Consider the following 12378-nt stretch of genomic DNA (forward strand, 5'->3'; position numbering starts at 1 on the left):
TTTAATTAATAATATATAGCATGCTGATGCAACTTTTTTGTTTGCAATACATGTAATTAAAACATATCAAAAATTACAATTGAGGTGGTGGAGAAAACAGTGACTGAAAGCCGGATAACAGATTATAGCTAATATCATTTCTTGAGTAATAAGCAATAATATTTATATCTGATGTAAATTCTGAAGTAGGATTTAAAAAAGATTGTATTCCGGATTTTATCCCTTGCTTTTGTGTATCCTTGCTTGTATTCCCAACAGGTAAATTGTCGTCAACATTCTTATTTAATTTTTCTAATGCTGCAGTTTCATGTTTATCGTGATAGGCAACAATAGTATAATAATTATCTGATTGACTTACGCTGATGATATCATACATTTCACCTTTGTATAAACACTCTTTGCCTTCGTCTATAAATGATAATTGATTGGCAGGAATATTTTGAAGAGTAACTAAATCTTCATCACTAAAACGTGTGTTTGCGGTTTGCTTTAAAGTATTTGTTTGCCACCTGAATTGAAAATAAAATCCTGTGGTATTATACAAGAAAACAGGCAATAGTATTAATGCAAATAGCTTACTCAAGTAATATTTTTTGTAGCCCCGGCGGGAATCGAACCCACATCAGAAGAACCGGAATCTTCCATTCTATCCATTGAACTACGGAGCCTGATAATCGGCAAAGTTAATAGATTGGGATTGTAAATTAAGTTGGATAATGTGTAGAAGCTAACGCCAAGATTACCCTATTGTAACCATAAGGAACAAAGATTATTTGCATAATAAATTCTTTACTCCTATTTGCAGAATACTTTTCCCGATAAATAAAAACATTGCAAAGCTTAACATTACAATTAAAAATTATTCATGAATTTTACAAAATGAAACTATCTAAAAGTATTACAGCAAATTTTTTGTTTTTGTTAGTTGCTATAACTACAAATGCACAAGATGTTAATTTTTTTCAAGGTGATTGGGAAGCTTTGAATAAAGAAGCTTTACAACAAAATAAAATTATAATGGTGGATGCATTTACAGATTGGTGTGGTCCGTGTAAAGCAATGGATAAAATGATGTTTCATGATAATGCAAAAGTGGCTGAATATATCAACGCACATTTTCTTGCTTATAAAGTAGACTGTGAAAGAGATTAGCAAAGAAATTAGATATGGATTGGCCGGATTTTTATGCCCAGGCGTATCGCAATGCAAATGATAGCACATGGAAGTTTCCAAAAGATGCCGATGTAAGCGGATATTTAGCGCAACAAGAAGATATTACTACCGAAATAAATTGGGCAGTGATGAGCAGATTTAATTTGGATGAATATTATACCAAAGAATTTAAAAGGAGATTTGGCAAACTCCACAAGCTCTATAAAAAAGAAGCGACAACTAAAATGCAAAAAATATTATTTGCAGAAGTTGTGGAAGCAGCAAATGCAAAAGATGAAGTAATGTTTAGCGATGTGCTTGCCGAAGTAGATTCCTATTTTCCCGGTGATCCGGATAATTTTAAAGTGCAATTGCAACAATATTATTATGAAGCCACAGAAAATTGGGAAGGCTTTGCAGAGTTGATGACCAATGTTATTAAAGATGGCAAAATGGAAATAGATATTGATGGTATAAATAGTGCTGCATGGACACTCTATGAAAAATGTGATAACCCCGAAATTCTGGAAATGGCAAAGGCTTGGTTTCAACCCTATCTTCCCACCTTAAATACCTATGCAGTAATGGATACTTACGCTGCTTTACTTTATAAATTAAATAATTTGGATGAAGCAAAACTTTGGGCAAACAAAGCAATTGAAACCGGCAAACAAACAGGAGAAAATGTGCAAGAAACAGAAATGCTTTTGAAGAAAATTCAGGAGGAAAGTAATTAAATAATTGGCAGTTGACAGTTGACAGTTGACAATGAAAAAAAATCAAATTGATTTAATTGTTTTTGGCGAAAAAAATTTCGAGTTTCAATATTACTCAAATCAAGTTATCCTCATCTCTTTTTCCGATTTGACGATTAGACAGTTCCCCGATTCGACAATAATAATTTTCAGTTCTCCAGTTCTACAATTCTTCAGTTCTACAATTCTACATTCTCCCATCTGCTAATCATTCTCACCCCGATAGCAATCGTGGGCACATTAACCACATTTGCACATTTTTTTTCATCAGCTAATCTGCTAATCATCTCATCTGCTAATTTTTTCCATTCTCACATTCGCACATCAGTCACATTCGCACATTAATTCTCTTCTTTCCAATCATCCAAATCTCTTCTTTCTTTTTTCGTTGGTCGGCCGGTACCACGTTCACGAAATGCAGCAGGCATATTTTTATTTATATCTAATTTATCCAGTTCATCTTGTGGAGTAATGTCTTCCAAATATTCTTTTACTAATTGTGCTCCTACTCTTTTCTCCAAAAGCTGAATTACTTTATATTGATAAGTAACTAATCCTTTACGCACTTTCACAATTTTATTTTTCAGTAAATTATGCGAAGGTTTCACTGTTTCATCATTCACACGCACTTTGCCTGAAGCCACTGCTTCGGCAGCTAAAGAGCGGGTTTTGTAAATTCGCACCGCCCATAACCATTTATCAATTCTACACTTGTCCATATATCAACAATGTAAAAATAGAATTTTATAGAGTACACTTTACCTTTGCAAAACGAATTAAAATAAAATGGAAAAACCAACTACAGCAAAAGAAATTATAATGAGCCTGAAAGAACGCTTTCGTCCGGAAAAAGCAGAACCGGGTTATGAAAGTGTTTTTCATTTAGACATTTCCGGAGATAATGGTGGCAAATTTACGGTTGTCATTACTGATGAAACGATTGATGTGCAGGAAGGATTAATTGGTGAAGCAAAATGTGTGGTGAAGGCAAAAGATGAAGTATATGAAGATGTGGAATGGGGCCGAACCAATGCACAAATGGCTTTTATGTTTGGTAAAATAAAAGTTTCTGATATTGGCGAGATGCTGGATTTCATCGGTTTATTTCATCGCTGCGAAGATTATTACAAGGCGTGAAATAGTAATCTGTTCATGTCGTTATCATAATTCATTTCAAATATTTATAAAAAAATTTAAGCGTTGAAAATATATTCTTTAATTATTATCCTTTGTGTTGCAAGTATATTATCTGCACAAACTATTGAATCAAATTTTAATGGACTATCGGTTATCACAGGTAATCTTCGTCCGGAAGGTCCCGACTTCGGAATTACATTGCAAAATGAAATGATTCACATGCGTGAGTTAGATACAGGTGCTGTGTATGATATTTTATATGAATTTAAAAATACTACTACCAGCTATGGAGTGGTGATGATGACTCAACCGATTCAATTATATTTTAATGAATTCAGACCGGGAGTGCGCAGCGATGCATTGAATCAATTGGCGAAACTGATGCCCGATATTTTTAAAGTAGAAGATCCGGGAGTGGATATTCGTGATCAACTGAAAAATAATTTTGGTCAACGATTATTTATTCGCAGATATGTGAGTTCACAAAATTTAAAACAATTAGGAATTGTAAGTGATATTTTTCGCAACAATTCAAAAACGAATTATACAAAAGTGCTGATGGAATTTCGTTGGTTAGATGAAGATCCCTATAACCTGAATAAAAATACCGAAGTGTTATTTGTAGATATAAAAATGATTGCAGAAATCACATTTCAACCCAACGAACAATTTAATATTCTCACATTTATGAAAGTACCTTCCACAGTTGCAGGTATTGATGAGTTACAAATTTATTCTCCGTTTACTATTGGTTACGAAAAGAACTGGCCGGGCACTATTCAGAATTTATATTTACAACATGATATATTTAATGCAACACCAATTCTTCCTTCAAAATATAATTACACAACTCAGTACACCGGCGAACGCAGTCAGGTTTTAGTAATTAAAAATATTACGCCAGTCAACAATGATAAAATTGCTTTTTATACCATTCGTGAAAATGTAAAAGAATGTGGCAGCAAAGCATTAACAGTAGAAAAATCTATTATCCCCTCACCTATTCGCAATGTAACTGCTTCCAGTTGGGATAAGAGCGAATTAAAACTTACCGATAGAAATTATGTAGCTACTAATGAAGCCGCAACTTCCAATACGATACAAACTTATCAAACAGGAAATCCGGTGAATCTGGATATTTTCAGCAATAACTGGACAGCAAAAAAATACAATTCTTATTTATTAAATGATTATTTACTCAGCACTTGTAAAGGCAATGTTGCGGAGATAACATTAAAAGAATCCGGACATCCGATTTATGCTTTTGATATTTCCAATTTCAATATGGATGATTCTGCTTTTGTAGGAAAAGAAAATTTACAAATGCAAACTGCCTGGTGTGAAGGTGCGAGCGGAAGAGGCAAGGGTGAGTATATAGAATTTGAATTGTTGCAACCGATAAGTGCCATTCGTATTTACAACGGCAATCAATTAAATGATGATGTTTTTACTAATTCAAGTAAAGTTGATGTAATTCGTTTTTCATCAGTGGATGGATTAGTGGAAGACAGAAAATATTCAATTATTGATCTTCCTATTCAGAATTTATATCCCATTTCTTTACCAGCAGGTAAGCATAGAATTTATATTGATGATATTGATGATGGGAAAAATCAGGTAACCTGTTTATCCTCTATCTCTTTTGATTTTGTATTGGAAGATACATGGTATCAGAAAAGTATTTCCACTTTGGAAAATGCGTATAATAAGCCGAAATAGTTAAAAAAAACTTAGACCATTGACTATTGACAAAAAAAACTTAGACTTTTGACTTTGACCATTGACAAAGGAGTTTCGGGTTTCGAGTTTCGGGTTTCAGGTTTCAAGTTTCGGGTTCTGAGTTTAAAAACTGATTACTGATTTTTCATCAATGATTTTTTTCTTCCTCGTTTAAGCAGGGTTCTTGCATCCATTAAAAATAAATAATTCGCAAACCCTGCGGCATATAATTCTACAAAACTATGATTGAGTTATAGCAAGATGAAAAAGCAATTCATGTATATTTGTATTACAAAATTCACAACAAATGAAAACTTCTACCCAAATACTTTTATCTCTTTTAGTTTTCTTGCATTTTACCACATACGCTTACGATATTGGTGTTACAGCTATTAATGCTCCGGTTACCGGCTTTTATATGGGTGATACAATAACTGTTACTATTACAAACTTTGGTGTTGAATCTGCCGCAGGTTTTTCTATAAAATGTATTGTGGATGGCGGAGCACCAATCAGTGAAACATATTTAGGTACAATAGAAGGTGGCGAATCTGCATTATATACGTTTTCTGAATACGTTGATTTTTCTGCAATAGGAATACATAATATTTGCGCATTTACTGATTACCCGTTTGATGATGATCCTTCTAATGATAATTATTGTGAATCTGTTTCTATAATGCGCATTCCTTTTTATGATCTGGAAGAAGAAACACAATTCTGCGATTCTGTTGTTTTAGATGCAGGAACCTCCGGCATGTATTATAACTGGAATACAGGAGAAACAACCGAAACAATAACAGTAACTAATTCCGGAGTTTATAAAGTAACATTAAGTGATGGTTTGGGTTTTGAAATTGCAGACAGTATTGAAATTGTTATTATAAAAAGTCCGCTTGCTGCATTCACTTATGATATAGATTTTTCAACTGTGCAATTCATCAATACATCTGTTGGTGATTATTTATTATATAATTGGAATTTTGGTACTTTAGAAATTATAAATGATATTAATCCGACCTATACATTTCCAACATTGGGCACTTATACAATTTCACTAATTGCAATGAATGTGTGTGGAATTTCTACTGCAAATGAAACACTGGAAATTTTAACAACAGATATTATTTCAGTTTCTAATTATATCAATGTGTATCCAAATCCTGCAAATACATATTTAACGATTGCAATACCTGAAAATGGAAATTATAATTATCAGTTATATGATATTCAGAATAGACTTGTAATATCCGGCAACATAAATTCAAATACCATAATCGCTACAAATGATTTGGCGAATGGATTATACAATTTAAGAATTTACTCTAATCAAGAGATGATTATTGCAAATAAAACGGTTTTGGTGGAACATTAGAATTATCTATTCAAACTATTTATAACCTTTTGAAGGTCACTAACGCAAATAGATTAACTAACCAGCCTTAAAAATTATTTGATGTTTCAATAAAGTTCTTGTTTTCATTATAATTGTCTGAATCACTGATTTAAAAGATTACACAGATTTCACGGATAATATATTCTTTACAAAATCTGTTAGATCTGAGTAAATAATTCCATGATGATTGAAATTTATGGAATGCCAAATCCATATTACTATTATACGAAATGGTGAAACAGATGTGAAATGGCTATTAACCAATTTATCTTTTATTGAAATATAATATCACCCCTTCGGGGTTCGGTATTTTATGACTATTTTCTGCTATAATAATATCACCCCTTCGGGGTTCTGTGTTTTATGATTGTTTTCTGCTATAATAATTTCACCCCTTCAGAATTGGAAGATATTTTTTTTAATTTTTAATTCTAATATGCAGAAATATCTCATTTTCTATTTCAGTGAAAATCGCATTTTTTTTATATAATCAATATAGAATTTGTAAACGGGTTAAACCCGAAGGGTTGGCATTATTGTAACTAACAATGCAAACACAAAAAAAACAAACCCCGAAGGGGTGACATTATAGAATTAAGAATGTGAAGTTGTAGTATGCTGAATTGTTTCGATATCTACCGTAATATGGAATTGAAAAGTTATTGGAGCAAATTAAAAATGCATTATTACTTTTTAATTATAGCAATGGTAAAATACCAAGTATTAATTCTTATATCCCAAACACAAACCTCCCAAGCGTCATCATAAACAACGTAATTACAATTGCACCAATTATATCTAACCAAATTCCTGTGCGCATCATTTGCCTTACAGAAACTTTTTCTGTACCGAAAACAATTGTGTTTGGTGGTGTACCCACAGGAAGCATAAATGAATAAGAGGCAGCCATTGCCACAGGCATCATAATCATGAGTGGCGGCACATCCTGCATCTGCCCAATCACCGGAACTAATATCGTCATGAATAAAATTGCAGTTGCTGTGTTGGAAGCAAATTCAGAAAAAAGTGTGGTTATTAAACACAAACAAAATATCATTAACCACAACGGTAAATATTGCAACGCCACTAAATTTTGTGCTATCCAATCTCCTAATCCTGATACCTTCACTCCTTCTGCTAATGCAAATCCACCACCAAATAAAAAGATGATTCCCAAGGGTATTTTTTTAAATTCTTCCCAGGTAACTAAGTTCTCTCCTTTCTTATTTTTTGAAGGTGTAAAAAATAATAATCCCATCATAAACATTGCAACATAACTCTCGGAAACAAAATCAGGATCGGGTAATAAATTACTCCAACCCGGAATTACAAATGCACCAAAATCTTTTGCATCAATTGTAAACCACAACACAACTGCTATTGAAAAAATAATCGCAATTGCTTTCTCTTCATATTGCATTTTACCCAGTGTGCGTTTCTCATTAACTATATAATCTAAAGGAACAGATTCTGTTTCACCTTTTTTACAAGCATTATACGCAACACCCAATAACATATCATTACAAATACAAAACTCATAGGGAATGCAAATAAAAACCAACGCCCGAAATCCAATTTTGCTGTATTGGAAAATTGTGCATCATAAAAATCTTTCATCACCATATTCGGTAAAGTACCTATTAATGTAGCTGTGCCTCCGATAGAAGATGCAAAGGCAACACCGATTAACAGGGCTGCAGAAATACCGGTTAATTTTTTCTCGTTGTTATTATGCAATTGATTAATTACTGCTAAACATATCGGCAACAACATTAAAGTAGTGGAAGTATTATTTAACCACATACTTAAAAAATAGGAGGCGAGAATAAATCCCAATAATAATTTTTCCGGCGATCCACCAAATTTTAAAAGTATGTTGAGCGAAATACGTTTATGCAAATTCCATCGCTCAATAGCAAAGGTGAGTAAGAAACCACCGATATATAAAAACATTACATCCCGCATATATAATGGCGCTACATCTTGCATTTTCATTATTCCAAAAACAGGAAATAACATGAGCGGTAAAAAACTGGTGATAAATAAATTCACGGCTTCCGTCATCCACCAATATGCCATTAATATTAAAACTGCTGCAGTGCAACACAATATAAATGGATAGCCTGAAAAATAAAATGCGAATCCAACTAACAAAGCGAGAAACGGACCCCCGAAAAAAACAAATTGTTTTTTGTGCATGATATATTTTAAAACTCTAAAATAAAAAACAGAATCATTATACCTTTACCACATGCAAAAAATAATGCAACAAATAGAATCTGCCTGGGAAGACAGAACGTTATTGGATACTAAAGAAACCCGCAATGCAATTCATCAGGTTATAGAATATTTAGATGAAGGTGTATTGCGTGTTGCTGAAAAATGGATGGTGAATGGCAGGTAAATCAATGGGTGAAGAAGGCCGTGATTATGTATTTTCCTATTCAGCAAATGGAAACAATTAATGTGGGTCCTTTTGAATTTCATGATAAAATTCCATTGAAAAAAAATTATGCTGCATTAGGTGTAAGAGTTGTTCCTCATGCGATTGCCCGTTACGGAAGTTATGTTGCAAAAGGTGTAATCATGATGCCGTCGTATATTAATATTGGTGCGTATGTGGACTCCGGAACTATGGTGGATACATGGGCAACCGTAGGCAGTTGTGCGCAGATTGGTAAGAATGTGCACTTGAGTGGTGGCGTCGGAATTGGTGGTGTATTGGAACCTGTTCAAGCCGGCCCGGTAATTATTGAAGACAATTGTTTTATTGGTTCAAGATGTATAGTTGTGGAAGGTGTGATTGTGGAAGAAGAAGCAGTTCTCGGTGCGAATGTGGTGATTACTCAATCTACAAAAATCATTGATGTAAGTGGTGATAAACCGATTGCATATATTGGTCGTGTTCCTTCCCGCAGTGTTGTTATTCCGGGAAGTTTTTCTAAAAAATTTCCTGCCGGAGAATTTAATGTGCCTTGTGCATTAATAATTGGGAAACGCAAAGAATCTACCGATAAAAAAACTTCGCTCAACAGTGCATTGCGTGAGCATAATGTAGCCGTATAATGTTTACTGATCTGCAACAAAAAAATCTATTTACCATTCTTCATTTCACTGATGAAGAACTGCATATTTTTAAGCAAGTAGCAAATGCTGCAACTGCTTTAAATTTTCCTGTGTACATCGTTGGTGGTTATGTGCGTGATAAAATTTTATATCGTGAAGTAACTGATATAGATTTTGTTTGTGTGGGTAGCGGTATTCAACTTGCGCAATCGGTAAGTGCATTATTACCTAATTCAACAAATGTAAAAGTGTTTGAAAATTTTGGTACTGCACATATTCATTTGGGTGATTTAGATTTAGAATTTGTAGGTGCAAGAAAAGAATCGTATAGAAGTAATAGTCGTAAACCTATTGTGGAAGATGGCACATTGGAAGATGATCAGAACCGTCGTGATTTTACAATTAATGCATTGGCAATTTCTTTGAATGCAGAAAATTACGGTCAGTTAATTGATCCGTTTAATGGCTTACAACATTTGGGAGAACGATTAATTAAAACTCCATTACCACCGCTTACAACATTCAGTGATGATCCGTTGCGCATGATGCGGGCAATTCGTTTTGCTTCGCAATTAGGTTTTAGAATTGATGAAGAAACATTTGCAGCAATAGCAAAAGATAAAGAACGCATTGCAATTATTTCTCAAGAACGTATTACCGATGAATTAAATAAAATTATTCTTTCACCAATTCCTTCTACCGGATTTTCATTGTTGTCTGATTGTGGTTTACTTGAAATTATTTTTCCGGAATTATACACCATGCATGGTGTGGATATGAAAGATGGTAAAGGACATAAGGATAATTTTTATCACACGCTGGAAGTGTTGGATAATATTAGTTTAAAGACAGAAAATTTATGGTTGCGATGGGCTGCGTTATTACATGATATTGCGAAACCTGCAACAAAACGTTTTTATCCAAAACAAGGCTGGACATTTCATGGGCATGAAGCTTTGGGTGCCCGCATGGTTCCTAAAATTTTTAAACGACTTTCACTTCCATTAGATCATAAAATGCATTTTGTTGCTAAAATGGTTGAATTGCATTTGCGCCCAATATCACTTACAAAAGAAAATGTAACTGACTCTGCCATTCGTAGACTATTATTTGATGCGGGTGATGATATTGATAATTTAATGTTGCTATGTGAAGCAGATATCACTACAAAAAATCGGTTGAAAATAAAGCAGTATCGTGAAAATTTTGAAATGGTACGACAGAAATTAAAATCGGTGGAAGAGCATGATCATATCCGCAATTTTCAACCACCGGTTACCGGCGATGAAATTATGCGCACATTTAATTTAAAACCCGGACGTGAAGTGGGAATTATTAAGAATCATATTCGTGAATCTATTCTCGATGGCATTATTCAAAATGATTATGCCAATGCAAAAGAATTAATGTTGAAGAAAGGATTAGAGTTGGGATTGAAAGTAAACGGAAAATAATTGCATGACTAATCCCGAAAATAAATTTCTGATAATAATTGCAGGACCAACAGGAATTGGAAAAACAAATCTTGCTATTCAATTAGCAAAAGAATACAACACCGAAATTATTTCTGCCGATGCACGACAATTTTATAAGGAAATGCATATTGGAACTGCCAAACCGGATGCTGAACTATTAGCTACGATTAACCATCATTTCATCAACAATATTTCAATCCACGATTCTTATAGTGTTGGACAATACGAACAGGAAGCATTGCAAATTATAGATAGATTATTTACTGTTCATAATGTTGTAATTGTGGTTGGTGGTTCAGGATTATATATTGATGCAATTATAAATGGTTTGGATAATTTACCTGCCTCTGATGCAGAAATTCGTAAGCAGATAATTGCATTATATGAAACCAAAGGATTAGAATATTTACAGAATTATATTTCAGAAAATGATCCTGAATATTTTCAAATTGCAGACATTCAAAATCCACAACGATTAATGCGGGCAATGGAAGTTATTTTGCAAACAGGAAAAGCGTATTCATCATTTAGAAAAAAGAATGTTGTAAAAAGAAATTTTACACCCATTCAAATTTGTCTGGATATGGAAAGAGAAAAACTCTATCAACAAATTAATACAAGAGTGGATGTGATGATGCAAAATTGTTTGTTACAAGAAGCCGAACAATTATTTTCTTATCGCCATTTAAACGCTTTGCAAACAGTGGGATACAAAGAACTATTTGAATTTATGGAAGATAAATCCACTTTAGAAACTGCAATAAATAAAATAAAACAGAACACACGCAACTATGCTAAACGTCAACTCACATGGTTTCGCAAAGACAAAAGTTATACATGGTTTAATCCACTTGCTGTAGTAGATGTTAAAAACTATATTAAAGAAAAGATGCAATGAAAATTCTACTGCTTTCAGATACACATGGTTATATTGATGATCGCATTCTGCATTATGTTTCTACAGTAGATGAAGTATGGCATGCAGGTGATGTTGGCGATGTAGAAGTTACTGATGCCATTGCAAAATTAAAACCACTGCAAGCGGTATATGGAAATATTGACGGACAAAAAATTCGTCAGCAATTTCCATTGGATAACAGATTTAATTGTGCAGGTGCAGATGTTTGGATAACACATATTGGAGGTTATCCCGGGCGCTATGAAAAAAGGGTGAGAGAAATATTAAACATAAATCCGCCAAATATTTTTGTATGCGGACATTCGCATATTTTAAAAGTGATGCATGATAAAAAATACAATATGCTCACCTTAAATCCCGGAGCTGCCGGTCGCAATGGATTTCATCAAATGCGCACTATGCTTCAATTTGAAATTAATAATGGCAAACCGGAAAATTTAAGTGTGATTGAATTGGGGAAGAGAGGAAGTGAGAATTAGGAATGGAGAATTTATTTTCACCAAGGTTTGCGTCCTTTTAAAACCATCCAACAATGTTTGCAGACTGTGTGGCAAAAAAAAATAAACCCGCAGATTGCGCAGAGGACGCAGATAAAAAATGATTCGAGCCTACGGCTCTCCTAAATATTTCCGAATTTCCGAGAAACATTATGTAAATCTCCTTTTAAAAACTTTTGTTCAACCTTAGCAGGTAAGCCAACTTTAAAAAATACTACACTTTTTTTTCATCGGCTAATCCGCTAATCGGCTAATTAACAAA

At 33.6% G+C, this 12378-nt stretch carries 12 protein-coding genes, 1 tRNA gene and 1 pseudogene; 9 read left to right on the forward strand and 5 right to left on the reverse strand.

Annotation, left to right across the window (positions count from 1 at the left end; all coding sequences use genetic code 11):
• Window positions 1-73 precede the first annotated feature (73 nt).
• Together IPN31_13475 and IPN31_13480 are read right to left on the reverse strand one after the other, a co-directional pair.
• A complete protein-coding gene (locus IPN31_13475; GenBank protein ID MBK8682886.1) occupies window positions 74-583 on the reverse strand; it encodes a hypothetical protein in 510 nt (169 codons plus the stop codon).
• Window positions 584-596: 13 nt separating this feature from the next.
• A tRNA-Arg gene (locus IPN31_13480) sits at window positions 597-668 on the reverse strand.
• 211 nt (window positions 669-879) lie between these two features.
• Between IPN31_13480 and IPN31_13485 the strand changes: the two genes are divergently transcribed.
• Entirely contained in the window at window positions 880-1152 is a 273-nt protein-coding gene (locus tag IPN31_13485; protein MBK8682887.1) for a DUF255 domain-containing protein, read from the forward strand.
• A 14-nt stretch (window positions 1153-1166) separates the two neighbouring features.
• Window positions 1167-1889, forward strand: a complete 723-nt coding sequence (locus IPN31_13490; GenBank protein ID MBK8682888.1) for a hypothetical protein — start codon at window positions 1167-1169, stop codon at window positions 1887-1889.
• Window positions 1890-2248: 359 nt separating this feature from the next.
• On the opposite strand, the gene IPN31_13495 is transcribed toward IPN31_13490, so the two are convergent.
• Entirely contained in the window at window positions 2249-2626 is a 378-nt protein-coding gene (locus IPN31_13495) for an RNA-binding S4 domain-containing protein (GenBank protein ID MBK8682889.1), read from the reverse strand.
• Between the two features lie 67 nt (window positions 2627-2693).
• Between IPN31_13495 and IPN31_13500 the strand changes: the two genes are divergently transcribed.
• From IPN31_13500 to IPN31_13510, 3 genes are all read left to right on the forward strand, one after another.
• A complete protein-coding gene (locus tag IPN31_13500; GenBank protein ID MBK8682890.1) occupies window positions 2694-3044 on the forward strand; it encodes an SCP2 sterol-binding domain-containing protein in 351 nt (116 codons plus the stop codon).
• A gap of 63 nt (window positions 3045-3107) precedes the next feature.
• Window positions 3108-4763, forward strand: a complete 1656-nt coding sequence (locus IPN31_13505) for a hypothetical protein (GenBank protein ID MBK8682891.1) — start codon at window positions 3108-3110, stop codon at window positions 4761-4763.
• Window positions 4764-5070: 307 nt separating this feature from the next.
• Window positions 5071-6138, forward strand: a complete 1068-nt coding sequence (locus IPN31_13510; protein ID MBK8682892.1) for a T9SS type A sorting domain-containing protein — start codon at window positions 5071-5073, stop codon at window positions 6136-6138.
• A 751-nt stretch (window positions 6139-6889) separates the two neighbouring features.
• Here IPN31_13510 and IPN31_13515 read toward each other — a convergent pair.
• Window positions 6890-7675, reverse strand: coding sequence for an anion permease (locus IPN31_13515; protein ID MBK8682893.1), 786 nt, complete (start codon window positions 7673-7675; stop codon window positions 6890-6892).
• Window positions 7615-8358 carry an anion permease gene (locus IPN31_13520; GenBank protein MBK8682894.1) on the reverse strand — a complete coding sequence of 248 codons (744 nt, stop codon included), beginning with the start codon at window positions 8356-8358 and terminating at the stop codon, window positions 7615-7617. Before IPN31_13520 ends, IPN31_13515 begins: the two co-directional genes overlap by 61 nt.
• A 52-nt stretch (window positions 8359-8410) precedes the next feature.
• Here IPN31_13520 and IPN31_13525 point away from each other — a divergent pair.
• The 4 genes and pseudogenes from IPN31_13525 (at window position 8411) to IPN31_13540 (ending at window position 12098) form a co-directional block, all read left to right on the forward strand.
• Window positions 8411-9225: pseudogene (locus tag IPN31_13525) on the forward strand (2,3,4,5-tetrahydropyridine-2,6-dicarboxylate N-succinyltransferase).
• Window positions 9225-10679, forward strand: a complete 1455-nt coding sequence (locus tag IPN31_13530; GenBank protein ID MBK8682895.1) for an HD domain-containing protein — start codon at window positions 9225-9227, stop codon at window positions 10677-10679. The pseudogene IPN31_13525 and the gene IPN31_13530 overlap by 1 nt, the downstream one beginning before the upstream one ends.
• 4 nt (window positions 10680-10683) lie before the next feature.
• Window positions 10684-11598, forward strand: a complete 915-nt coding sequence (gene miaA, locus IPN31_13535) for a tRNA (adenosine(37)-N6)-dimethylallyltransferase MiaA (protein MBK8682896.1) — start codon at window positions 10684-10686, stop codon at window positions 11596-11598.
• The gene (locus IPN31_13540) at window positions 11595-12098 is read left to right on the forward strand and encodes a metallophosphoesterase family protein (protein ID MBK8682897.1); all 504 of its coding nucleotides are present in this window, start codon (window positions 11595-11597) and stop codon (window positions 12096-12098) included. Before miaA ends, IPN31_13540 begins: the two co-directional genes overlap by 4 nt.
• The last annotated feature ends 280 nt before the right edge of the window (window positions 12099-12378 follow it).

It is taken from the genome of Bacteroidota bacterium (assembly GCA_016715425.1).
Taxonomy (GTDB): Bacteria; Bacteroidota; Bacteroidia; order Chitinophagales; family BACL12; genus JADKAC01.